The following is a 25262-nucleotide window of genomic DNA, read 5'->3' on the forward strand; positions in this document are numbered from 1 at the left end:
ATGCACACATTTGGCACAATTGTAGAAGGAATAACTGATTTTCCCATCATTAATAGTATTTTGATAGGATATTTTAATGACAGCAAAATTGATATTAACCCGATTAGCCCTATAAACTTTAAAGCGTCATCTAATTACGACAAAGTATTTAAAAGCTGTAAGCCAGAAAAATTAAAAAGAGCTTTTCTAGCTAACAGATATATTATTATTCATGTCGATACTGATGTATCCGAGAATTTTGGTATATCCCATTACGAAGATGATAAACCACTTTCTCCACAACAACTGATTGATAAAACAGTAGATAAATTTAAACAGCAGATGGGGGAGGAATTTTATAATCAATATGGACATCGAATTATTTTTGCGATCGCAGTTCACTCGATAGAATGTTGGCTATTTCCTCTATTAGCTTCTGATGATAAAAGTGACGAAATAGAAAACTGTTGTCAAATCCTAGAAAAAACTGTTCCAAACTTTAAGAAAAAGCATGAATATTACCAAGAAATTACTAAGAGATATCGCAATCACGATGATTTGATAAATCTCTATCCTAAAAATCCTAGCTTGAAGATTTTTATTGAAGAACTTGCAAGCAAAAATATTGAAATTCTTGAAGAATCATGAATAGGTTATAGCAGTCCTTAATCATTTGTGAAGACCATTAGCTTCGACTTCGCTCAGCCATCGGTTTATAGGTGGCTGAGCGAAGCCGAAGCCACTTACAACATTTCATTTAGGATAGCTATAGCAGTGAGCTAGCTAATTAATGGGGTGTAAAACTACGATTGGTTGGAGATCGGAGCCGATCGCCTCACTCACACCGAGAAACTGATGATCTTCAGTATAGGTACGGACGTAATTATGAGTTTCTAGTTTTGCTGATTCTTCAAGTGAGTTGACAGTAAGAGCAAATCCATCCTTAATTGTTTGTCCCATACACCAACGTTTTGTCAGATCGACACCGAGTAAAACTTCGGGTAAAAAGTGCAACCCATGATCAGGGGCGAGAACTTTGAGATTTTGCGATCGCATAAGTTCAGCGACTTGTTCAAAGGTCAAACTCGCTTCTAAGGCAAACCCGTTACTATAAGTGCGCCTTAGTGAGGATAAAGTCGCTCCATAACCAAGCTTCTCTCCTAAATCCCTAGCAATGGAACGAATATAGGTTCCTGAACCACAGGAAATCGCCACATCTAATTCTGGATAGTCTCCCTCAGTCCAGCCTAACACCTTGATTTCAGTAATTTCCACCTCACGAATGGGAATATCTGATTCATTAATTTCACCCCTTCGCGCCAGATCGTACAGTCGTTTCCCATTGACCTGAATCGCGCTAAAAGCAGGTGGACGTTGCGTAATTGTGCCTTGAAAAAGAGGCAGATATTTCTCAACTTCATCAAGAGTTAAATTTGGACAGGAGCGATCGCTCAGCACCTCACCCGTAATGTCATCGGTATTCGTCACAATTCCAAAGCGAATTTTGGCGTTATAAGCTTTCCCTTCAGGCAGAAATCGTAAAAGCCTAGTTGCATTGCCAACTGCGATCGGTAAAACCCCCGTAGCCATGGGATCAAGCGTCCCTCCATGACCTATTTTTTTTTGTTTAAGCAGCTTTCGCAAATTACTCACACAGTCATGGGCAGTAATAATGGGCGGCTTATCGATACTAATAAATCCATTGAACATAAGAATTTAGACTGATTTTTAAACTGATGAGACTAAGTTTCTATAACTTGGAATTTCTAAAGAATTGACAATACATAATGCTTAATGCCTTATAGCACAGGTTCTTTCAGGAATTTCTAGAGGCACAGTACGACATTTCCCCTAAGTGAATGGAACGAAAGCAAGGAAAATTTGTCATAAAATAGATAACGTAGATACAAGGCTAATTTGGCAAAAGTTATATCAGTCTCAAAACCTGTTAAACTGACGAGCCTTATAAAGGTCTATCGCTAGCTTTAATTTTTGTATGTTTTTACCTTCATCATTAGTGATACTGGGTGAGATAAGTTGACTCGATTTGTATTCGGCGATATTCATGGTCAATTTGATGGCTTAATGAAGTTACTAGACTTTATTAAGTACAGCTCTAGCGACAAATTATTTTTTCTTGGCGATTTGATTGATCGGGGCAATCGCAGTGCCGATGTTGTGCGCTGGGTAATGGAAAATGGTCACACTGCTCTCAGGGGTAACCATGAGCAAATGTGTCTTGATGCCTTTGGGAGTAATGAGGGTTCACTGATTTGGAAAGGTTGGTTGCTGAATGGGGGCGCAAACACCTTAGAAAGCTATGGCAAGGAAGGCTTACCCATAGAGCATTTAAAGTGGATGCAACAATTGCCACTTTATCTAGATCTAGGCGATTCTTGGTTAGTCCATGCGGGACTCAATCCTAATATCCCTCTTGAGTTACAAGGTGCTGCTGAGTTTTGTTGGATTCGAGAAGAATTTCACAGTGCTACTGAGCCTTTTTTTGATGACAAAATCATTATTACAGGACATACGATTACCTTTGTATTTCCGGGGGTAAAACCTGGAAACTTAGTTTTAGGCAAAGGATGGCTGGATATTGATACTGGTGCTTATCATCCTAAGAGTGGTTGGTTATCGGCATTGGATCTTGATTCGGCAATGGTTTACCAATGTAATACCTTTACCAATGAATTAAGGTCAAGCCCATTAGCAGAAATTACAACGGTGATTGAGCCAATGCCGACGCGATCGCAAAGATTAGATGTGAAAAAGACAAATACCCCAAAACGTCGTTGGTCTTGGGTATAGCAATCATCTTTGCGAAGCCAAGGTGATCGCTTTTATGGCGATAGTAAAACTTGATATAAGTCAGGACGGCGATCGCGGAAAAAGCCAAAGGAAGCACGATTTAGTTTTACCTGCGCCAGATCAAATTCAGCTAGAATTACCCCTTCTTCGGTGTCATTTAGTTCGGCAACCTTATCACCACGGTGATTAGCAATAAAGGAATGACCATAAAAAGTTTGATTGCCCTCTAAGCCAATGCGATTTGCGGCTGCCACAGGAATAACATTGCTCACGGCATGACCAATCATGGCGCGTTGCCAAGGATCTTTAGTGTTCAAATTGGGTTCCTCTGGTTCTGAACCGATTGCAGTGGGATATAGCAGAATTTCTGCGCCCATGAGCACCATAGCTCTAGCACATTCGGGAAACCATTGATCCCAGCAGATCCCTACACCAATTTTGCCAAAGGTCGTATCCCAAACCTTAAAGCCCGTATCACCATTGCGGAAATAAAATTTTTCTTCGTACCCAGGACCATCGGGAATATGGCTTTTGCGATAAACGCCCAGCAATGCACCATTAGCATTCACCATTGCCAAACTGTTGTAATAGACTTGCCCCGATCGCTCAAAAAATGACACAGGAATGACAACATTAAGTTCTTGCGCCAGCTTTTGAAAATGGGCGATCGTCGGATGATTTTCTACGGGTTGCGCCCAATCAAAAAAGCGATCGCGCTCCTCGCGACAAAAATAAGAACCTTCAAATAATTCTGGCGGCAAAATTACCTGTGCGCCTTGATGGGCAGCTTTGCTGACTAACTCCGAAATTTTCGCGACGTTAGTAGCAATATCTGCATTCAAAGATGCTTGAATAACAGCGATCGTGACAGTTTTAGAGGATGACATCAGAATATTAGGATGGAAACGGTAAAGTGTAGATATAGCTACTAGTAAGAAATTGGGAGGCGGCGCGGAGCGCCGCCTCCCAATTTCTGGGTTTTAGTTGACGACAGCTTTATCAATAGCCTACCGCAGCACGAAAAAATTCATGAAAAAACTTGTCATTTTATTGATTCAGTTTTATCGCCTATTCATTTCGCCCCTGTTTCCACCAAGGTGTCGATTTCAGCCAACCTGTTCGCAATATGCCTTAACTGCGATCGAGCGCTTTGGCTTAATTAGAGGCGGTGGGCTAGCTGTAAAGAGAATTTGTAGTTGTCATCCTTGGAATATTGGTGGTTATGATCCCGTACCTGAATTACTCCAACCCAAAGATGAATCTCTATAAAATATCCTTAGTTCGACACAAGCAAAACATAGGAAGAATCGCTTTGTGATTCTTCCTATGTTTTGCTTGTGCCGTGCAAAGCACGGTGCAAACTGCCAAATAGAAGGGCAGCAATAAAAACACATTAACTAAAAAGTCTGCCTAAATTTTAGAAATTGCCGCGAAGCAGCAATTTCTAAAATTTAGGCAGACTTGGACAAGATTAAATCCTGCACAATTGGCACGATATTGTTTAGAGAAACATCTTCACGGTTAAAGAATTTTCTTAATACCTGCATTGATTGTGTATATTCTTTCTCAAATTGATAGGCATAGATTGGCGGGACATCGGTATAGGAAACTTGTAAAACCTTCATTACCCCAGTACGCACGGCAGCAACTAATTCACGAGCAAATTCATTTACTACTTTTTGTCTTAGGTGCTTAAATCCGCGATCGCTAGTTGCATACATGGGCGGTAAACGATTTAGGGCATAGGCAGCCACCTCAGCTTGGTTAATTTGGTTATATAGCTCTGGTTTCATAATTTTTTCCATAGCACGAAATATGAGGTGATCTAAAACATTAACCAGACCCAACTGCGCTTGCAAAGTATAGGACTGTAGCGCTCTATATTCCATTTCCGCGGCATCCTTGACTTTCTTTTCCAAAGCCCAAGAAGAACTTCCATAATTCACTTGTCCTTGAATTACACAAAGACTTGCGTCATACAGACATAATGATTGCTGAGTGGATTCCTGTTCTTTTTGTTGTGCTATGCGCTTTTCCCTAAAACGTTTTGAGCCAGAAAGTAATGATTGAGTGTGCCGACTCAAATAACTTGCATCCTGTAAAACAGTTTCTTCCTCAGATTGAATTATCGTTTGATTATTAATTTTGGTTGCATAGGTAGATCGCGTAGTAATTGCTTCAACTAAAACGGGAACGTCTCGCCAGCGTAAATGTTTGCGTCCCAAAATTTGGCTTAACTGATAAAGTACACCTGCGCTATTGGTAAATAAATGATTAGGTAATGGTGTTACATCATGGAGAGGATCACCAAATAAGACAGTTTTTATGCCCTGCCGCACTAATTGTGAAATTTGAGGCTGTAATTCATTTACGGCATAGGCATATTGGTAATGCCATCCACTCATAGATGTGGCAAATAATGGTGGTAAACGGTTAAGAGCATAGGCTACCACCTCTGCAACTCTAACTTTAGGTTGTATTTCTGGACGTAGTTCGTCGATTTGATGATAGGTTTCCTTAACTAGAATTTCTTCCAAAACATTGACGAATCCAAGCATCGCTTTATACCTGTATTAGCATTCGATCAAAGGGTGTAATTGAGCTTTAACAGACAAAGAAATCTATAAGTTTGGTGATATATGATATTGGCGAATCAAGAGGAATAGTTGATAACTATGCCCTTAAATTCGTGCAATATTATTTAATATTTTTGTATTTTTTATGCTTTTATAAGTGAAACGAATATAGCTAGATATCCTCCCCCTATTACCCCACCATCATTCAGCATCTAAATCTCATTAGAATAGATGCGAAACTAGATGGATATATGTTTTAGCTAAGTATTTATTGGCGATTACTCGCAACTTTATCACTATAAATAAAAGCACTTTATTATAACGAAATAAACCTATTATATGTCTCGGATAATTACTTTTCTAGACTCTTTGCCTAGACTTAACTTATCAATAAATATGAACAATGGGACTGATCAAATGTCGTAGATTTGCCCCCAAATCAAAGTAAAGTTTCCAACATAAAAAATTCTTGAAAAAGCTTGCTTCGCAAGCTTTTTCAAGAATTTTTTATGTATAGCAATGTAAGGTTTGCTTAGGAAATAAAACCCAAATAAGTGAAGGCGGCGCGAAGTGCCGCCTTCACTTATTTGGGTTTTGGTTTATTCTAGCTATCTCTTACATTGCTATAGAACCCAACACTTTGCTACGCAAAGTGTTGGGTTCTGGTATTTGAGAGAGAATTTGCACAGCAAATTCTCTCTCAAATACCGTTTTAAACTAGCCAGACCTCGAATGAACTAGCCTAAGCGATAACCAAAGCCACGTACAGTCACAATATGTTTAGGATCGCTGGGATCAATTTCGATTTTTTCGCGCAACCAGCGAATATGCACATCAACAGTTTTGCTATCACCAACAAAGTCTACTCCCCAGACCTTTTCCAGTAGCTGCTCCCGTGACCAAACACGACGGGGATGACTCATAAACAAATCGAGTAGACGAAATTCTTTTGGCGAAAGGTTAATCTCTGTATCATTGATTGTCACGCGACATTCATCGGGATACATAGTGATATCGCCAAATTTATATACTGTGGCATTGGTTGCCACGAAATCACGACGACTACGACGCAATAATGCTCGACAACGGGCTACAAGTTCACGCATCCCAAAGGGTTTACTGAGATAGTCATCAGCTCCGACCTCTAAGCCCACAATGCGATCGGACTCATTGCCTTTAGCACTAATCATCAAAACAGGAACATTGTTACCTTCATGACGCAAGATCCGACAGAAATCTAGACCATTAATCGAAGGCAACATTACATCTAAAATTACCAAATCTAGCCTCACCGCAGTTTTGGCAATTTGTAAAGCTGTATAACCATCTTCAGCGAGGAAAACGCTATATCCTTCTTCCCGCAAAGCCAGAGCGATCGCCTCTTGAATTATCGCTTCATCTTCCACTACCAAGATACAACCGACAGTGGTTTTAGAAGCTGAGACAGGCTGTTCTGTTAAGAGCATAAAAAAGTTGTATTAGGTTTGGTCTAACCGTATCCAATTTTACATTGATTACTAGCTAATTATGTTTCATAGTTTTTGATTTTCAGCAGCATCAGCACTAAAAGCTAAAAACTTAATTAATTATGGCAAGGAAAAGTTAGGGATCATGGATTTTGCCAAATTTCTTAGGTTTTGGTTGAGCGATCGCGCAATTTGGATGTGAGGCTCATCGGCTTCAATTGGGAGAATCTGAGCCATGTTCCCCTGACTAAATTGTTGAGTCACTAAATTTGCCGCTTCTAACCCAGTGACATAGGCTTTTTCCTGAGACCATGAGCCATGATTCGTAATAATCCAATCACCACTCATATATAAGTTTGGAAAGCTAGTAATAGGGCGCAATAGGTGCTGGTAACTTCCGGGGGCGAAATGGGTCACAGCGCGAGGCAACCTAATTACACTGCTATCCACAACTGTTGCATTACTAAATTCTTGCAAACAAGTGGCGAGATATTGCTGGACAATTGTTACGATTTCTTGATTGTCAAGGGGCAAGAATTGGTTTGCGTGATAAAAATCCACTTCGATTACCGAACCAGTCTCATCTGCATATTCATCATGGAGCGCATTGAGATCAAAGAATGTCCAGCCAGTAGTTGCATCAAAACCAAAGCAAGCATTGGATGGACGAGGAATATTGATTTTGCGATCGAACCATAGGCGCACGGCTAAAACATCGATCGCTCCTAAATTCATCAAGTTACGAAATTCACGCCTTTTTTGTAAAGCCGCACTATTAGAGACAATTTTCTGCATCCCTGAAATGCCCACGGAGAAAACCACGGCATCGGCATCAAAGGTTTCTTCGCCACAAATTACACCTGTAACTTTACCCGATCCATCAACGCGCAAATCGCTAACACGTCTATTGGTGAGGATTTTGCCACCTAAACTGGTAATGCGATCGCACCAAGGTTTAAAGATTTTTTCGCCCACTGTGCCACGACACCAGACTACATCAAAATCCGCTTGATGCGCCAAGATGAAGTAATACAACATTCCCAAAGCCGCCGCCGCCGAGCATTGCTCTCCAGGAGCAAATAATCCGACTAATAGCATTGGCTCAAAGGATTCACGATATAACCGCTCCGATACACCATACTGACGGAATAACTCTCTGGCGGTGATGCCATCGTAGCGTTTCCATGCATCATCGGAATTGTCAAAGTCCACTACGGCATACATTAGAGGCAATGCCGAAAGGCGATCGCTAAGTGGCAATCTTTTAAATTGTGTATAGGCAAAAGTGCCAAGGGGTGAAGGCAATCGCGGCAAGTCTTGAAAAATCGGCGATTCCACTTCTAATCCTGCGGGGGAATATTGTGCCGATCGCGTCCAAGGGGTGAAGGGATCAAGCTCTAGCTCTTTAACTAAGGAAAAAATATTGCGATAGGGATACCAAAAACCGTGAATGCCTGCCTCAACCGATCGCCCCCCTGCGGTTTTCCAACCTGCGACTAAGCCCCCTGCCTGCGCCCCTGCCTCTAGCAAGGTGACATCATAGCCCTGCTTGGTGAGTTGATAGGTCGCGCCTAAGCCAGCCCAACCTGCACCAACAACGATTACTTTTGGTTTATCTGTCATTATTTTTTTGAATACAAATTTTCTGTAACGAACCTCACGGAGTAAGGCTTATGACCAAGAATTAAAGTCTCTTACTAATTTTAAAACCGTGAGAGTCAGTTCCACAGGTGTGCATAAGTCCATGAATATCCGCAAGATGCCGAATTTCTTCGGTTTGCTTAGGGCTAGGTTTCCAAGGATCGCTATTGTCATAACCATAGTAGGTTTCTACACCGTCAATCCCCAAGGCGGCGGCGGCGGGAATCAGGTCTTCAGGCGATCGCCGATAACGGGCAGGATGGGCAAGTACCGCTAGTCCCCCAGCCGAATGAATGGCTTTAATTACACTAATTGCTTGATAGTCTAAACCTGCGGTGGTTTTACCTTGCAAATAAGGGTGCATTGCCCCATGTTTAGGATCAAAGCCATAGCCGAGAATATGTACTTCCGTAAAAATTAGACTGGCATTCACTTCGATCCCTGACCAGAGGGTTGGGAGGTTTGCTGGCTCATTGACTTGGCTAGCAAAATTATCAAGATATTGCTTGGCAACGTAATAACCGCCGATCGCATGGTGATCGGTAATTGCCAAATCGGATAGACGCAAAGCGATCGCCTGCTGAATTAAATCAACAGCCTGCATCTTGCCATCAGAATGCACCGTATGCAAATGAAAGTTCAGCCTATGTGGACAACTCATGGCATCGACAGACGCAAAAATTTTTCGCAATTTACTGGTTGCGCTCGACTCTGAGATCAATAGCGGAGTTTGAGTTACCATGACACATCTCTACATAAGCAGATCTTTAACAATTCTTAATTTCTTAACCACAATTTTACCCAAATCAGGGTAGATAGCTTAACTTTTATTGAGATAGATTCTCAGATACTAAGACATTGATACACGAATTTTGTTCGCCTATGCGATGAATAAACAGAGCAATAGGTATATCAATCTAAGGGGATTTAGGACTGTTGATCGTATTGACCATACTGGGCTTGCTCGATCACATTATGATCAAGGCTTTGCTCAGAAGTCTCGTAATAACTAGATAATAATTCGCGAGTTTCGACTTTGCCTAAATTCGACTCGATTTCGGCAGTAATAGCAACGCATTCACTACCAGACATGTCAATCGCACGCTCAACGATTTTGCCATCTTTCCCGATTAAGTACTCGATACGTTGATATTGCGACATAATCTATTAATTTTTCTCAACAATAACAATTACTAATATTCTAGCGTTTCTAAATCAAAATGATCAAAAACCTAAAATGCAAGGTAGCTCTTTGTGCAGACTTTTACTGTGATATGACGAGCTGACCAAGAGATTTTAAAATTTGCAGCACTAGGTATAAATGGTTTTCTGGTTCTGAGAGTGAGAAAACTTTAGATAGTGTGTAAGTAGGTGAAGGAGTCGGTTCTAGCTTAATAAAACGAAATTCTCGCCCATTGGTAATCATCCCAAATGTATTTTGGTTAGCCAAATGATTAGGGCTAGCACTCATGTAGGTCAGGGCTTGAGGCAACGCCATCATTACGTCATACTGAACACTCTTAGACTCGATCACCACTACCCAAATCGAATTTTGCAGCACTAAGACATCAATTTGTCCTCGTACTGTTTCAGAGCCATCTTGAGATTCCACTTCAACTGATTCTTCGAGGGTTGTGTAAAATGGCGGGTCATAAAATCCTGCGAGGGATAGCAAAGGCGACAGTGTAACCATCTTGACGGTTACTTCTAAGAGTGGACGCTTAGCCAGATAACTGTAATGTTGCTTAGTACGATCTAAAATCTGTTTTTCAAATTCACTCAGATCGGGCGATGACTGTAGTAATTGTGTAAAAAAGTCATCAGTTGTGAATTGTTGCCGTAAATGCAATTTACTTTCGACATCGTACAAGCTGAGCCTTGAGGCTTGTAGAGTTACAGGCATAATGAAAACTCCTTTACAGTAATTTACAGTTAGCTTTTAGTAGCGATCGCCCACATCATCATTTTCCAGCTAAACGCTTCTCGGTATTTTGAATTGCTTTAGTGGCATAGACATCATTGGGGCGCAACTTTAAAGCTCTCTTAAAGTTAATCAGAGCGGTGTTGTAGTCTTTTTTGTCATAGGCTTTATAACCGATTCTCATCCAAACGTCATATTTACCTTTTGTAGTTTTGGTAGCAGTGTTGGTTGATTTGGCTTTAACAGTTTCTGTGGTTGATGGCGCAGCTATAGCGGAGTTACAAAATATGCAGGAGCCGATAATCGTAAGGAGCAATAGAAATTCTTTCATACCCTGATTTAAACCTAATTTAAGTACGTTGAGAAAATTAACGATGTTGAGATTACTATATTAGCCTTCCCAAAGTTTACTAATAAGTAATAACAATTAATAAGTAGCTAGGTGCAATTAAATATGGAACCATAAAGCCTATAAAAAGAGCAGCTTGCCCTGTAGGCTTTAATTTTGGTCTTTAATTATGCCCAGCTACTTAATAATTTTCAAGACAGTAACGACCTCTTAAAAGTTGCAAAATCCTAGCGATCAAGTTCCACAACTTTATTCGCCGAGATTCCATCGGTTGCTGTGCCAAAATACCAGAGAGAAGCAACAGCTTCGGCGCGGGTAACAGGCTTTTGGGGTTGTAACAATGTAGTAAATCCAAAGCTACGACGAATGTTAGAAATATCGCGCAGTTGGGCATCAGCAAAAATTGCCCCTAAAGCATTTTCGCTAATGCGATCGCTATCTTTAAAGCCCCATGTTTGACTAATACTGTCCCATGTAGCACTAGGTAAAGGCTGTCGGAGATCAAGGGGTATTTTCCATTGCACCAATTCTTCACGGAGGAGGGGATCATTAGGACGAAAGCGATCGCCTGTACCAATTAGCCCTGCATTAGCTAAGCCTTGAATGATGGCAAAGTCAGGATGGTTATTCGGTACATCCGTAAAACTTGCCGTGTCATTGGGTTGCGCGAGACGAATCTGGCGGCTTGGTTGATTTTTGTAGAGACGATTATTAGTTTGCAGTAGCCATCTGGCATATTCTCGCCTTGCTACTAAGTTATTAGGCTGGAATTGCAATCCTGTTTTTGCGGTAATAGTCCCTAATTTATTGAGATCTTTGATCCAAGGTCTTAAGGCAACGGGAGCCTGCTCGATGTCACTAAATTCGCCCGCCTGAGGTTGAGCAGTTGCAAAATTGATATAAAAAAAGGTTTTGAGAGAATTTGGATTTTTAGTGCTTGAAGAATTAGGTAAAGCTTGTACAGCGATCGCAATCATCTGATTAGATAAGCTTTCACTTTTAAAATTTGGGAAATTAGGGCGATCGCTAAATTTTGGAGTCACGCTGGGGGAAGCGATGGGAGCAGGAGATGGCGTGGTGACAGGTTCTGTGGTGGGAGTTACAGTTGGGGTGGCAGAGGGAGCAGGTTTATTTTGTTCAGCAATGGGTTCAGGGCTGGAGTCACTGTTAGGGTTTGCTGGAGCGATCGCCCCTTCTAAGGAATTGCCAAGATTAGACCCTTGGCAAGCGGTGAGGGAACAAGCAATTAGTCCTAGGATTAATCGAAATGTGAACTTCATTAAAACTCCACATCAATATCATCAGGAAAGCTCAAGTCCAGCAACTGTTCCAAGGTATAGGGACATTCATTGGGCAATACGTTTTTCTTAATTGGTGTCTCACTCAAAACTAACGCTAATCCCAAGCGAAAACCCTTGAACAAAGCTTTATCTAAATAGGACTTTAGACTCGGATTGTCCGCTAACAAGTCTTGAATTTCCTCTCTTTGCAACTGGATCGTCACTTGCCAACTACGCGATCGCTTTTGGGGTTGGTATTGCCATTTTAAGAGATGTCCAATCAGCACTCCTAGCCGATTAGATAACTCCTGCTGCTTTTGCTTACCCAAAGACTCAATTTCCTCAACTAAGTTAGCTACATCTAATCCATCTAACTTACCTAATGCTAAAAGTTTGGACTGCTGCATTGTCCAACCATAAAAATCTGTCTCATATAAACCTGTTTCCATACTGTGATTGGTAATAATTCAGTATTTATAGGATAGGCATCTCTAAGAGATATCTATCCTATAAATACTTATTGTGCATGATTAAGAAGCTTGATCGATCTCGGCGAGATTAGGGCTAGGTGGTAACAGCAGTGGCGTATTTATGGGAATAACACAGGCAATTTCAGGACGGAAATTGGCATAGCGGCTGCGGCGGATGCCGATTAATTCTGCCTGAATATCCGTAGTACTTTCACCTAAACAAATCAGCAAATGCGTAGTTAGTTCTAAGCTTGCCTCAAAGGTGGGATGCACAACTTCCTTGGCTCCCAGTTGATACAGCGTATCGATATCCGCATCTTTTTCGGCTCTAGCAACGATATCAATCTCTGGGGAAATACTAATGGCTCTCTGGACGCATAACCTTGTAGCGATCGGATCAGAAATAGCAATTAGCATCGATCTCGCATGGTCGATTTCCGCTTTTTCGAGTACTAAGGGACTGGCGCAATTGCCATATAGGTAAGGGATATTTTGCGATCGCAAGATCTCTACCTTAGACTCAGCATCTTCAATTACGAGTACAGGATAACCCTTTGATTGCAGTAACGCCACAATGCCCTGTCCGATCCGCCCATAACCGCAGACCACCACATGATCCTTAAGTTCAGCATTGGCGGAAAGTTCTTGAGGCATATCTAGCTTGTTCATCCATGCCTTGAGAACTGGGATTTTTTCAAGCAATTGCAAAATCTGTGGTGTTGCCTTCAGCAAGAAGGGTGTAACCATCAAGGTGACAGCAGTTGTACCTAAAATCAGTAAATATACGCGGCGGGAAACTAATCCTAATTTTTGACCTTCGCTAGCGAGTACAAAGGAAAATTCCCCAATTTGGGCAAGACCTAAGCCTGCAAAGATGGCAACGCGCAGGGGATAACGGAAAATACTCACCAATGGTACGACGATCAGGAATTTACCCAACATCACAATCGCCACCAGACTCAGAATCAATTCCCAGTTTTGCAGTAAAAATGCAGGATCGATCAGCATCCCGATCGCCGCAAAAAACAAGGTAGCAAACACATCGCGCAAGGGCTCTACATAGGTGAGCGCTTGATCAGCATATTCCACCTCCGAAATCATCAAACCTGCGACGAATGCGCCCATTTCAATCGACAAGCCTAAATGCTCAGTAAGTAGGGCAATGCCTAGACATAGGACGATCACACTCAGCAAGAATAGTTCACGGCTCTCGGTACTTGCCACCCAGCGCAAAAATGGCGGAATCACCCAAATTCCCGCCGCGATCGCTGCCCCAGCAAATAGAGCCGTCACCGCTAAGGCTTTGATCACCTCAATACCTACGGATTCAGGATGATCGAGCGCAGGTAATACCGCCAACATTAATCCCAAAGCCAAGTCTTGGATGATTAACATCCCCAATGTCACCTGTCCCTGTGCAGACTCAGTTTCGTTGGTTTCCATCAAACTTCTCAGCACGACTGCCGTAGATGAAAGCGACAGAATTCCACCGAGGAAAATGCCTTGAGTTGGTGTGTCTACCCATCCCACCAATACAGATACTCCTGTGGTGAGGGCGATCGTCAATAAAATCTGTAAAGTACCACCACCAAGAGCGATCGCTCTCACTTTATTTAACTGCTTTAGTGAAAACTCAACGCCAAGGGCAAATAGTAAGAAGGCAACACCAAACTGGGCAAGGGTCTCTACCTGAATCAATTCTTTGATCAGTCCTAAGCCCGTCGGTCCAACGACGATGCCACCAAAGATGTAGCCCAATAAAACTGGTAATCGCAGCGCCGCCGCCAATAATCCACCAAAGGAGGCTGCTGCAAGAACCGTTACTAAATCAACAATTAACCGAAAATCTTCTTGCACAGAAATCAACTTAAGAACATTGCCTTCTCTACTTTAAACCCATATCCGAAAAAGGGAACAAGCATTGCTCCTTTTTCTTTCACCCCAATACAGCGCTAAAAAACAGAGAAATTTTTGAAAGCGCGGCTTCGCCGCGCTTTCAAAAATTTCTCTGTACTACTTCAAGCTGCAACAGGCAGCAATTCATTAACTGTCATGCTAAAGCCATTAAGAACGACAGAGGTAATCACCTCATCGGCAACATAAATTTTGCGAGCATCTTGGGTTAATACCACGATCAACCGTTCTTCATTAAAAATTAGCCAAACTTCTTGGCACTGCGATCGCAAATATTCGTGCGCCTTAGCAAATACATCGTTAGCGGCATCAGTCGGTGAGATTACTTCCGCAATTAAAGGAAAGCTTTGGGGCAAAGTGGGTAAATTGTAATGTCATACCCGTTTTTTCGATTAAATTGCCGTTAACCCATTCCAGTGCACCTAATGAGGGATTGTTAACCCATTCATCAAGGGAAATTTTTGGAATAGCTATTTCTTCTGCTTTTTCAGCGATCGCAGGGCTAACCATAGTTTTAAGCAAGCTAACTTTAGTCTGATTATACTTAAACCTAATTTTTTGTGGCGTAGCTTTGCTGCGCCACAAAAAATTGGGTTCTTTAATTTTACTGGAATTTAGACTAAGTTGATTAAGAGAATCAGAAAAAGAGCAGGAAAAAGTGACCCAGAAAACGGAGAACTGAGTAAAAGCAAGAGAGAGAAAAAGAGAATATTGAAAGTTAGGAATTAAGGTAGTCTTGATTGACCTTTTTCGAGCGAGAAGCTCGTTTTTTGACGACAGGAAAGCGAGAAAAAGGAGAACGCTTGCGTCCAGATTTCCAACCGAGAGACTTACCACGAGGTTGGGGAGAACAAGCAGGAGAGCCAATCCTGACCAAAAGTGCGGCAAAGCCCTGAGCGACTCGACCAAAATTAAGATTGGTTTGAGGTTTCTGCCAAGGCAAAGGAGTATCAATAACCAGTTGACGAGCCAACCACAATTGCCAAGAGAGTAAAGGCATAAGGTCACTCCAACGCAAAGCTTGCTGAGGAGTCAACAAATGGGGAAGAGTCCAATGTAATCTTTGTTTGGCAAAACGATACCAATGGTCGATGGCAAAACGACGTAAGTACAAGCGCCAAAGGGAGTCTAAAGTCGGCATCTGTTCACCCACCCAAGCTAACCACAAACCAGAGCAATGAGAATGTGTAACTCGAATAACTTGAATATGTCGTTGGGCTGCTTGCCGAAAGTGTAAGTTAGACCATTGCTGGATTTGCACCTGTCCAACCGTCTCATCTTCTAAGCTAAAAGTTGCCGATGGCTCTCCCCAACTATCAGCATTGGCAAGTTGGAATTTATCCCCATGCTTACGAGGACGACCATAACCACTGTAGGGCGCAGGGGCTTTGTATAAGCATCGGTTAGGACGTAGACGTATTAGTAAATCGGCAGGGATATCCTCAGTCAAATTCATAAAGACGGCACTGCCATATTCACTGTCGTAAGTAGCGATTGGTCTTACCGTTAAATCTCGACATACTTGACTCAGTTGGAATGCGGCTCTTTGCCCTGCTGTCTCAAAACTACTGATCCGCTCGTGACATAACGGGATTGCCCAACTCCCTGTCATCTCTGGTATCCATGCCAAGGTGCTGTAGTCATGCCCTAACACGATCGGTTTGTTCCCTTCTACCAAATTCGGTTGATGCACAAAACTCCTGTCTTTTAGCGTTTTGGCATGGGGTCTTCCCCATCCTGTATGGTCTCCTGCTAGCAAAGGGCGGATGTCTTTGGGTATTTGTTCCACACATAACCGTCTTATCCTGCCTCGGTTGGGGCGACTGTCTTTTAATGATTCATACAGACTTGACCATTTTCTTCGATACACTGCGGATAACGATAATTCTACAAATGATTTCACTCTCGGACTGGTCAATACTGCATCCATCAAGTCAAATATTGCATCCCGTCCGTTCCCTAAAAATCTATATACCTGTTGACGAAAGTCTTGTAGTTTATCAATAATCATGGCTGTAGATGTCTCTTTACTTTTCATCTACTTTAGGCAGTTTGTATCTCTTTTACTCTGCCTTTTTTACCTTTTTTAGTCTAAACTCCAGTTAATTTTAGTGAAAGCACTGTAAATCAACACTTTCACGGTTTCGAGAAATAAATTTTATTTTTGGGTTGTCAAGATTGCATAGTATGTTATCATTAGATTCGCGAGTTAAGGGCTTGTAGCTCAGTGGACTAGAGCACGTGGCTACGGACCACGGTGTCGGGGGTTCGAATCCCTCCTGGCCCGTCCAAAATGAATAAAAAAGCAGCACTATGTGCTGCTTTTTTATTGGGCATCTTTATGCTGCTTTTTTATTGGGTATCTTGTTTAGTTTTAAACTTTCCTGCGATCGCTTGCTCGACATCTTCAGGACTGACAATCCAATAGCTAAAGCGAAACTCATTGGCTCCGCTAGGTCTACCCTTAAGACTTGTAGCTTGGATTTGATCAGGTTTTAAAGTGAGGCTAAAAGTCGCAATCGCCATCATTTCATCAAAGCTGAGATTAGAGTCTACATGCTTTTGCATGATATTGATCAAATCAGGAAGACGTAGCACAACCGAAGGACTAGCAATTTTTGCCTTGAGTGCTTTTAAAACTATTTGCTGACGCTTAATACGTCCGATATCTCCCTCTTCATCATGACGGAATCGGGCAAAACCTTCAGCCTGCTCACCATTGAGAACTTGTACTCCTGCATAAAGATCAATATTTAGCTTTTGCGTTTTATCTACGTACTTCATCCGCTTAGGAACATTGACCTCAATTCCACCAAGGGCATCAACCAAAGCTGATAGCCCAGAGGTATCTAAGCGTACATAGCGATCAATTTCTACGCCATTGAGTTTTTCAGAAACTATTTCCTGAGCGAGTTCTGCACCACCATAGACATTAGCGGCATTAATCTTGGTTACGCCATAATTGGGGATTGGTACTTGGGTATCGCGAGGGATTGAAAGGATATTCACAGAGCGATCGCTTGGATCAAAGCGGATCAGCAACATACTATCGCTGCGACCGTTAAATGATTCTGGCGAACCGAGGGGAGCCTCAAGGACACGATCTACTCCCATTACTAGAATTTGGTAAGGACGTTCTAACTTCCGCCCCAAGCCTTCCATCAACACTTCTTCGGGCTTGCGACCAGACAGTAAACCACTCCAGTCTAGGGCATTAATCGGGACAATTCGCCCTAGAAACGCACCAGCACCAACAGAGACAAGTAAAGATATCGTAAACCCAATTTTCGCAAAGGGAATGCGCTTAATTTTGGAGATGGTTTGTGCCACATTGACTTGCATTTGTTCTGGCGTATTACTAGGCAAATCAGCACGATTAGTAGTATCGTCTGACCGAACTTTGGATGCGGTAATCGGTCTATTGGTCACACACCACTCCATACTTCTATAATGCTCAACAAACAACATATACCGCAAGTCAACAACTCTATGCAAGCTGTAATTATTGCTGGTGGGAAAGGAACTAGGCTCAGACCCTTGACCTATGGCTGCCCTAAGCCAATGCTACCTTTGATTGACCGACCATTCTTAGAATGGATGATTAATCGATGTCGTGAAGCTAGTGTGACCGACATTTTGTTAAACGTGCAGTATCACTCGCAACAAGTAATCGATTATTTTGGTGATGGCGATCGCTTTGGCGTAAAAATTCGTTATGTTGAAGAATCTACGCCATTAGATACCGCAGGAGCCATTAAGCTTGCAGAGCCATATTTTACGGGTGAATCATTGATTGTCTTCAATGCTGACATTCTCACCAATTTAGACTTGACGGCATTGATAAAGTTTCATCAAGAGACTAAAGCTGATGCAACTTTGACCTTAACCAGAGTCCCCGATATTACGCCATTTGGCTTAGTAGAGATTGACAAGCAAAATCAAGTGCAGGCTTTCCGCGAAAAACCAAATGCAGAACAAGCCGTAGCATTTCTGGCACAAGGAATTAATACGATTAATGCAGGAACTTATGTTCTGGAGCCAAAGATTTTTGATATCTATCCTACTGGAGAGCCTTTGAGCTTTGAACGCACAGTCTTCCCAAATGTGCTAGAGCGTGGTTTGAAGATGATGGGCTTTGTGTGGGATGGCTATTGGATGGATATGGGAACACCTGAGAAGTATTTCCAAGCCCAGATTGATGTGTTGGAAGGAAAGGTTCCTTATGATTTTGGCGATCGCTCTGAGCAGCGAAGTTCAGGTGTATGGGTTTCCAAAACTGCCACTATCGCTGATGGAGCAGTTTTAGAAGCTCCTTGCTATATAGGAGATGCTGCTTCCATTGGTAAGAATTCTCATATTCCTTCTCAAACTTTAGTGGGAGCGAATTCTTTGATCAATAAAGCGATCGCTTCAGGTATGTATAGCACAGGCTCACTAATCGTTTAATTAGCCTAGATACTTAAAAGCCTGTGGTGCACGCGCAGCGTGCACCACAGGCTTTTAAGTTTAGCCACCTAGATAAAAAAGCCTCGCTTAGCAAGGCTTCAATCATTAACTTCAATCGTTAAAAAAGATTCGCATTGCGAATCTTTTTTGATTTAGTAGTTACGTTTAAATGACTCTAGCCATTCACGCAATTGTTGAGTAGCAATCTCTTTACCTCCAAGACCAAAGGCAACAGCGATCGCAACGGCAATTGCACCAGTCAGTAACCCAAAGGCAAGATCAACAATATTGCTAGCAACACCAATCTGCTTAAGAGCCATCGCTGTAATCAGAACAACAATGGAAATCCTTGCCGCATGACCAAGAATTCTAGCTTGTCGTCCACCTGTACTAGAAATCAGATTAAATGCCAGATTGGCAAGATATAAACCAATACCAAAGATAATTACACCACTTAGTACTTGACCTGCAACTTGCAAGATTCCAAACACAATGCGGGTAAGAGCACTAATTTGTAAGACATCGGTTGCGGCGGCGATAGCTACGAGAATAATCGCAATGAACACGATGATACCGACAACTTGCGAAGGCGTTTGTTGAGGTAGAGTCGTACTTTCTTTATTCTCAGGATCTTCGTTTGCTGCGGAGTCACTAGGAGGAATTGCGGCGATCGCAGGAAATCCTAACCATTGCAATATATTGTTAAATCCTAGACCTGTGAGAATTCCCGAAACAATATCTCTAGCAAACTGACCAATAAAATAGGCAACAGTCAGAATAACGATGGCTACGAAGATTTGAGGAAGGAATCGCAATACTTGATCGAGCATTGCTGTTGCTGGACGCGAGATTGCGCCAACTTCTAAAGCCTCTAACGTGGATATAGCTGTGGGAATTAGAATCAGTACGTAAAGGAAATTCCCAACTACTTGAGAAAGAGTATATTCAGTTTGATTGCTCGCCCAGCGTCGTAGGAATTGATCGGCTCCGCTAGTAGCTAGGAGATTAGTCACAATTCGCTTAACCACTTGAGCAATCAACCAGCCGATACCACCGATAATTACTGCCTTGAGAATTTTCGGTAGAGCACTCAAAATTTGATTGACTAGGTTTTGCAAGGGTTGGAGCGCCTGTACTAAACCTAGAGCATCCAAAACTAAAGGCAAAAATAGCAGCAGGATAAACCAATACAAAGCCGAAGATAAGGTTTCACTAAGAGGTAAAGCCTCGGATTTTGATTCGGTAGCATCGCCGTTAACCTGTGCATTTACCTTGTCGTCAATTTTGGCGGATTTCAAGAAGCTACCAACAAGCAATTTGCTGATGGTTGCTAAAACCCATGCAATCCCAATTAAGAGTGCTGCCCCACCAAGTTTTGGTAAAAATGATGTGATTTGACCTAGAAAACTATTTAATGGGGTGGCAACTGCATCTAATTTTAGGAACTGGAAAAATGCGACTAAAGTAAATAGCAAAATAATCCAGAAAATCGTAGTGCCAGCCCATTTCTCAATAGGGAAGGCGCTGCTACGAGAGCCTGTTAACCAATTTGCTAACTTATTGTCAATATTTGTGCGTCTCAGAAAATTTTCTGTTATAGAGGCAAAAACTATGGCAATTACCCAACCACCGACTAAAATTGCGATCGCAAATACAAGTTGCAATACTAGTCCATCGGGTTTAAGCAAATCTTCAATTGCAAATCCTTTCGCTGTTGACGTTTGAGCTAACAGGAAAGAGGGAAATTCGTGCATATTACACCTCAAAGCTGAACAATTAAGGAGTATCCTCTTCCGTATCTTAAGTGGAGATATCCCGAAAAAAAAGTCACTAATAATTAAGGTTTTTCCTAAACATAAAGAAAAACCTAATTATTTGCGACTTTTAAGCGTCTCAAGAACATAAAAATCGCTCAGCAGCTTCAATAGAGGAATTTTTAAAAACTTGGCGAAATTAGCGCTTCTTTTTACCTTTTGTTGCATTTGTTAACTCTGACTGAGCAATTTCAGCATCAAGAATTGTTTGCCCCGTTGCAGCTAAAAAGACATCATCGAGGCTGGGGCGTGACTGCGACAAACTAAATACTTCAATATCAACGGCAGCAAGGATATTTTGGATTTCACTGATGGCATTAGCATCAGGCTTTACAAAGAGGTTAACAGCATTGCCTTGAGCAGCATTAATTGTGATGCTTTGAACAATTGGTAATTGCTGCAAAATCTTTTGGGCATGTTCCGCTTCATGGCGCTCAGCAAATTCACGGATCCTCACGGTAATGCGATCGCCACCAACCTTAGTTTTTAGCTCAGATGTCGTGCCTTCGGCAATAATTTTGCCTTTGTCGATAATGGCTACGCGATCGGCAAGGGCATCAATTTCTTCAAGATAGTGACTACTGATCAAGATGGTGACACCCGAAGCTCTCAGCTTGCGTAAAAATTCCCAAATGGCAAGACGACTCTGAATATCTAGACCAACCGTTGGCTCATCAAGGATCAGTACCGATGGCTGGTGCAGTAATCCTGCGGCTAAATCTAGACGTTTTTTGAGACCACCCGAATAAGTACCTGAGAGTTTATCGGCGTAATCTTCAAGCTGGAGTAGATCTAGAACATAGTCAATGCGATCGCTAATTTGTTTTGCTGGAATATGATACAAAGCTGCCTGAAATTGTAAAAGTTCGCGGCCTGTTAAAACTTTATCGAGAGCAACTTCCTGTGCAATATAGCCAATGCGATCGCGGATTGCTCTAGGTTCTGTTGCCCCAGCCACCTCAATCAAGCCTGAGTCAGGGGTAGTTAAAGTACAGAGACAGCGCATGGTTGTAGTTTTGCCTGCTCCATTAGGGCCTAGTAGCCCATAGATTTGTCCCTGTGTAACATTTAGAGAAATTCCATCTACGGCAATAGTTGTGCCATAAGTTTTCTTGAGATTTTCAATTCTTACTGCCGACTGCATGGAGGTATCTAATTATTACGTTCTGTTAACTTAGCATTTTAACCGTGACGTTCTTCACATCGCAATAAAATCTTGCATGAACAAATTTACAATTTTGTGGCGTGGCTAAGCCACGCCACAACAAATCTGATTCCTTATTTTACGGTACGTCTCTAACGTAACGTCAGTTAGGTTTAAGCTGGTAAATTTTCAAAGCCTAAAAGTAAAAGCCTTGCTAAGCAAGGCTTTTACCTTTAGGCTTTGAGAGAAGGTTTGAGTAGCAAACCTTCTCTCAAAGCCTGTTTTAAATTATCCCGAACTCGCGTTAAATATAAAAACCAAAAGACTATGGCGCACGCTCCGCGTGCGCCATAGTCTTTTGGTTTTTAATTATGCCTAGCTACTTATGTCGAAATATATTGTTAAGTTAACTTTAATTTCATTCTTAAACAGAGGGGCAAATACAACTTTATTCTTTTATATACGGGGGAGTTGTCGGGGCAGTTATTTCTAAGTTCGGGCGAAATATCACATAAATATAATATCTACGGTAGTTAATTGAGGGGTTAAAAGATTATGCTAACGATGAATCGCACTTTAGATGAGAAAACTAGTGACGTTGAGCATGTTTATCTTACTGACAGCGACATTTTTAATTTAGAGCGTTTTGCTAATACCTTCTCACTGCGTGTCAAGACCTATGGTCTATTGCGCGATCGCGCTGAGGAAATTACCATCAAGACCCTTAAACTCTTGGCTCAGCAATATCCTGAGTTGGTACACAAGCAGTTGGCACGTTGTAAATATGACATGACCAATATGATTCGATACACATCACTATCCATCTTGCGTGATGATGAGCTTTTCTTCCGAGAAACCTTGATGGATTGGTTGGCAAATATCATTAACTCCTATCAAGTTGCGAAGGAATGCTCTACTTGCTATCGACTAATGCAAACGGTCATTGATGAGATGCTTCCTTCTGAATGTGCAATGTTGGTTAAGCCCTATTCTGAGCTAGCTGTTTCTGCATTAATGAACGCCTAGTTTAAGCCAAATATCAATTATTTCAATCTCCGAGACTCTGGGTAACTAGATTGACAAGTATTTTCAAAAATTTTTAGAGGTTTGCAGGAGAAGCTGTTATGGATACTCATACCCCCACCACTATTGACCGTAATTCTACCGAGGCAGAGCGCCAAAACGCACTTCAGCAAATTTATGCTCAAGTGCTAGAGCGTCAACCCTATGCTTCTGAACGCAAGGAGATTGCCAAGATTGAGAAGGACTTTCTCAAGGGCAAATTGGGAGTACGTCATTTTATTGGCGAACTAGTCATGTCATCGGTCTATCTCAACAGTTTTTATCGTGACTGTTCCAATCTCAAGTTTGTGGAATGGAGCTTTAAGCATATCCTCGGTCGAGCCTTAAGAGACAACGAGGAGATTGCGAAGTACATGAATTTGCTGATGATGGAGGGGGTATCGGCATTTTTTCATGAGATTCTTGGCTCTGAGGAATATCGCAAAGCCTTTGGTAGTTTTACAATTCCCTATGCGCGTGATGTCAAGTTTTATGATTCACCTCGCAACTATCTCCAGACCAATCTCTTAAAGCAAGAACATGTTGGTCAACGCGGTAAAATCGTACCGATGATCTATTGGCAACGGCTAGGTTTAGATTGCGAAACGGGAACCTGTGTGATGCCTGAGGAAATGCAACACAATGCAGCAGCAGTTAGTCATTCTGTCCATTCCGCAGCAGATCGTCAAAACCTACTGGCGCAAATCTATACTCAAGTGCTAGAACGCCAACCCTACGCTTCGGAACATCACGAGATTGCGGATTTAGAGAAGAATTTTCTAGCTGGTAAATTGGATGTCAGACATTTCCTTGGTGAATTGGTAATGTCTAATCTATATTTAGATAACTTCTATCGTGACAGTTCTAACTTGAAGTTTATGGAGTTTAGCTTTAAGCACCTTCTTGGTAGAACCCTTCACGACAAGGAAGAAATTAGCCTCTATACCGATATACTCACAAAGCAAGGTGTGGCTGTCTTCTTCCATAAAATCTTTGACTCCGCAGAATATCGCACCGCCTTTGGTTGTCACACCATTCCCTATAACCGCGATGTCAAATTCCATGATTCCCCTCGCAACTATTTGCAAAGCGATTTAGTCGAGCATGAACATGTAGGACAAAGAGGCAAAGCAGTCCCTAGCCTCTATTGGCAAGAACTAGGCATGAATTGCGAGACGGGAACCTGCGTAATGCCTGATACCCCTGCTGAGCAATATATTCCTGAGCCAACCAAGACACAGGAACCTGTATCCCGATCGCTCAATGAAGAAATCGAAGAACTTTTACAGATGCTGCAAAATAGCGATGCCCGCCAAGTGCTCCAAAGCATGAATGAAAAACAGCGATCGCTACTTCGCAATTTAGCCAAGTAACAAAAATGAAGTGCCTTACTAAGCAAGGCACTTCATTTTTGTTATATATTTGGATTCTCAACGTTGAGTTAACTGCCCTATGGAACGAGTCTTACAGGAAATTGGGCGATCGCCTTTAATTATTGCCGAGATCACCGTTGGCTTTATCTTGTTTTGGATTGGACAGTTTGTTTATCAAAAGTTCTTTCGCCGTAAGCTCGAACTAAATGTTGAGCTATTTGTACGCGACAACTCAGCAGTGGCATTAGCTCTAGTTGGTTACTATTTAGGCATTGCGATCGCGCTCAAAAGTGCCCTTACCAAATCAGTCTTAGGTTGGCAAAATGTAATCATCAATCTAGTTCTCTATGGACTATTGGTCATTGGCTTGATGTGGGTCGGAGCAATAGTATGCGATCGCTTAATTTTGGAACGCTGTGACAGCGCTAGAGAAATTCTCGAAGAACGTAATTTTGGTGCGGCGGCACTCGAATCAGGCTGTCATATCGCCAATGGAATTATTATTAGTTCGGCGATGGGGGGAGATTCGGGAACTTGGTTAGTTGGCTTAGTAAGTTATGCAATCGGTTTAGCCACATTGGTAATTGCGAGTTTTTGTTACTCGGCGATCGCTGGTTATGACGTATTTAAAGCAATTCAAGAACATAACAATCCTGCGGCGGGAGTTGCCTTTGCGGGTCTGCTAGTTGCGATCGGTAATGTCGTGCATTTTGCCTTCTTGCCTGAGTTTGAGAATTGGGGTATTAGTTTTATTTTGTATGCCTTAGCAATTCCTTTTGGGCTATTGATGCTCGTCGCAATTCGCTGGGTTGCCGATCTTATCCTCGTTCCGGGGGTCAAAATTTCCGATGAAATCGTGAGACAGGAAGTTCCCAATCTCGGAGCGGGATTGATTGAAGCTTTTGCCTATATTGCAGGCTCTTTACTAATTGCTTGGAGTATTTAGCCGCTAATAGCTAGGACAAATCAAACCCCAAATAAGTGAAGGCGGCACGAAGTACCGCCTTCACTTATTT

The 25262-nt window shown here is 42.0% G+C and carries 25 protein-coding genes and 1 tRNA gene; 8 read left to right on the forward strand and 18 right to left on the reverse strand.

What is annotated here, in order from left to right; genetic code table 11:
• On the forward strand, positions 1-627 hold the full coding sequence (locus tag HC246_RS04830) for a phage tail protein (protein ID WP_169362406.1): 627 nt from the start codon (positions 1-3) through the stop codon (positions 625-627).
• A gap of 135 nt (positions 628-762) precedes the next feature.
• Here the strand turns inward: HC246_RS04830 and truB are convergent, their stop codons facing one another.
• A complete protein-coding gene (gene truB / locus HC246_RS04835; RefSeq protein ID WP_169362407.1) occupies positions 763-1689 on the reverse strand; it encodes a tRNA pseudouridine(55) synthase TruB in 927 nt (308 codons plus the stop codon).
• A 327-nt stretch (positions 1690-2016) separates the two neighbouring features.
• On the opposite strand from truB, the gene HC246_RS04840 reads away from it, so the two are divergent.
• Positions 2017-2790 (forward strand): metallophosphoesterase family protein, encoded by a 774-nt coding sequence (locus HC246_RS04840; RefSeq protein WP_169362408.1) that lies wholly within the window; start codon positions 2017-2019, stop codon positions 2788-2790.
• Positions 2791-2822: 32 nt separating this feature from the next.
• Here HC246_RS04840 and aguB read toward each other — a convergent pair whose 3' ends face one another.
• Positions 2823-3677, reverse strand: a complete 855-nt coding sequence (aguB, locus tag HC246_RS04845; protein ID WP_169362409.1) for an N-carbamoylputrescine amidase — start codon at positions 3675-3677, stop codon at positions 2823-2825.
• 142 nt (positions 3678-3819) lie between these two features.
• Here aguB and yidD point away from each other — a divergent pair, with 142 nt between their 5' ends.
• A complete protein-coding gene (gene yidD, locus HC246_RS04850; protein ID WP_169362410.1) occupies positions 3820-4059 on the forward strand; it encodes a membrane protein insertion efficiency factor YidD in 240 nt (79 codons plus the stop codon).
• Positions 4060-4241: 182 nt separating this feature from the next.
• On the opposite strand, the gene HC246_RS04855 is transcribed toward yidD, so the two are convergent.
• The 13 genes from HC246_RS04855 to HC246_RS04910 all read right to left on the reverse strand — a co-directional run bounded on the left by HC246_RS04855 (position 4242) and on the right by HC246_RS04910 (position 16418).
• Positions 4242-5348, reverse strand: a complete 1107-nt coding sequence (locus tag HC246_RS04855; RefSeq protein WP_169362411.1) for a late competence development ComFB family protein — start codon at positions 5346-5348, stop codon at positions 4242-4244.
• A 755-nt stretch (positions 5349-6103) separates the two neighbouring features.
• The gene (locus HC246_RS04860) at positions 6104-6832 is read right to left on the reverse strand and encodes a winged helix-turn-helix domain-containing protein (protein ID WP_169362412.1); all 729 of its coding nucleotides are present in this window, start codon (positions 6830-6832) and stop codon (positions 6104-6106) included.
• A gap of 120 nt (positions 6833-6952) precedes the next feature.
• Entirely contained in the window at positions 6953-8455 is a 1503-nt protein-coding gene (locus HC246_RS04865) for a hydroxysqualene dehydroxylase (RefSeq protein WP_169362413.1), read from the reverse strand.
• Positions 8456-8516: 61 nt separating this feature from the next.
• Complete coding sequence (locus tag HC246_RS04870; protein ID WP_169362414.1) at positions 8517-9215, reverse strand: PHP domain-containing protein; 699 nt, start codon at positions 9213-9215, stop codon at positions 8517-8519.
• Positions 9216-9400: 185 nt separating this feature from the next.
• Positions 9401-9634 carry a DUF2997 domain-containing protein gene (locus HC246_RS04875; protein WP_169362415.1) on the reverse strand — a complete coding sequence of 78 codons (234 nt, stop codon included), beginning with the start codon at positions 9632-9634 and terminating at the stop codon, positions 9401-9403.
• A 103-nt stretch (positions 9635-9737) separates the two neighbouring features.
• Positions 9738-10376: a type I restriction enzyme HsdR N-terminal domain-containing protein gene (locus HC246_RS04880; protein WP_169362416.1), complete on the reverse strand. Its 639-nt coding sequence runs from the start codon at positions 10374-10376 to the stop codon at positions 9738-9740.
• Positions 10377-10434: 58 nt separating this feature from the next.
• Positions 10435-10725, reverse strand: coding sequence for a tetratricopeptide repeat protein (locus HC246_RS04885; protein WP_169362417.1), 291 nt, complete (start codon positions 10723-10725; stop codon positions 10435-10437).
• 245 nt (positions 10726-10970) lie between these two features.
• Positions 10971-12023, reverse strand: a complete 1053-nt coding sequence (locus tag HC246_RS04890) for an S-layer homology domain-containing protein (RefSeq protein ID WP_169362418.1) — start codon at positions 12021-12023, stop codon at positions 10971-10973.
• Positions 12023-12472, reverse strand: coding sequence for a DUF29 domain-containing protein (locus HC246_RS04895; protein ID WP_169362419.1), 450 nt, complete (start codon positions 12470-12472; stop codon positions 12023-12025). Before HC246_RS04895 ends, HC246_RS04890 begins: the two co-directional genes overlap by 1 nt.
• An 81-nt stretch (positions 12473-12553) precedes the next feature.
• Entirely contained in the window at positions 12554-14350 is a 1797-nt protein-coding gene (locus HC246_RS04900) for a cation:proton antiporter (RefSeq protein ID WP_169362420.1), read from the reverse strand.
• 161 nt (positions 14351-14511) lie between these two features.
• Entirely contained in the window at positions 14512-14763 is a 252-nt protein-coding gene (locus HC246_RS26245) for a Uma2 family endonuclease (protein WP_211167630.1), read from the reverse strand.
• Entirely contained in the window at positions 14717-14929 is a 213-nt protein-coding gene (locus HC246_RS26250) for a hypothetical protein (protein WP_211167631.1), read from the reverse strand. Before HC246_RS26250 ends, HC246_RS26245 begins: the two co-directional genes overlap by 47 nt.
• A gap of 196 nt (positions 14930-15125) precedes the next feature.
• The gene (locus HC246_RS04910; RefSeq protein WP_169364407.1) at positions 15126-16418 is read right to left on the reverse strand and encodes an NF041680 family putative transposase; all 1293 of its coding nucleotides are present in this window, start codon (positions 16416-16418) and stop codon (positions 15126-15128) included.
• Positions 16419-16620: 202 nt separating this feature from the next.
• On the opposite strand from HC246_RS04910, the gene HC246_RS04915 reads away from it, so the two are divergent.
• A tRNA-Arg gene (locus tag HC246_RS04915) sits at positions 16621-16694 on the forward strand.
• A gap of 65 nt (positions 16695-16759) precedes the next feature.
• Here the strand turns inward: HC246_RS04915 and HC246_RS04920 are convergent.
• A complete protein-coding gene (locus HC246_RS04920) occupies positions 16760-17836 on the reverse strand; it encodes an LCP family protein (RefSeq protein ID WP_318655904.1) in 1077 nt (358 codons plus the stop codon).
• A 60-nt stretch (positions 17837-17896) separates the two neighbouring features.
• Between HC246_RS04920 and HC246_RS04925 the strand changes: the two genes are divergently transcribed.
• Positions 17897-18853: a sugar phosphate nucleotidyltransferase gene (locus HC246_RS04925; RefSeq protein WP_169362421.1), complete on the forward strand. Its 957-nt coding sequence runs from the start codon at positions 17897-17899 to the stop codon at positions 18851-18853.
• Between the two features lie 152 nt (positions 18854-19005).
• Here HC246_RS04925 and HC246_RS04930 read toward each other — a convergent pair whose 3' ends face one another.
• Together HC246_RS04930 and HC246_RS04935 are read right to left on the reverse strand one after the other, a co-directional pair.
• A complete protein-coding gene (locus HC246_RS04930; RefSeq protein ID WP_169362422.1) occupies positions 19006-20607 on the reverse strand; it encodes a mechanosensitive ion channel in 1602 nt (533 codons plus the stop codon).
• Between the two features lie 199 nt (positions 20608-20806).
• Positions 20807-21811, reverse strand: a complete 1005-nt coding sequence (locus tag HC246_RS04935; protein WP_169362423.1) for an ABC transporter ATP-binding protein — start codon at positions 21809-21811, stop codon at positions 20807-20809.
• Between the two features lie 555 nt (positions 21812-22366).
• Between HC246_RS04935 and HC246_RS04940 the strand changes: the two genes are divergently transcribed.
• From HC246_RS04940 to HC246_RS04950, 3 genes are all read left to right on the forward strand, one after another.
• Positions 22367-22837, forward strand: a complete 471-nt coding sequence (locus HC246_RS04940) for a globin family protein (RefSeq protein ID WP_169362424.1) — start codon at positions 22367-22369, stop codon at positions 22835-22837.
• A gap of 98 nt (positions 22838-22935) precedes the next feature.
• Positions 22936-24246, forward strand: a complete 1311-nt coding sequence (locus HC246_RS04945; RefSeq protein ID WP_169362425.1) for a phycobilisome rod-core linker polypeptide — start codon at positions 22936-22938, stop codon at positions 24244-24246.
• Between the two features lie 79 nt (positions 24247-24325).
• Complete coding sequence (locus HC246_RS04950; RefSeq protein ID WP_169362426.1) at positions 24326-25192, forward strand: DUF350 domain-containing protein; 867 nt, start codon at positions 24326-24328, stop codon at positions 25190-25192.
• Positions 25193-25262: the final 70 nt, after the last annotated feature.

Origin of the sequence: Pseudanabaena yagii GIHE-NHR1 (assembly GCF_012863495.1) — a bacterium.
Classification (GTDB): domain Bacteria; phylum Cyanobacteriota; class Cyanobacteriia; order Pseudanabaenales; family Pseudanabaenaceae; genus Pseudanabaena; species Pseudanabaena yagii.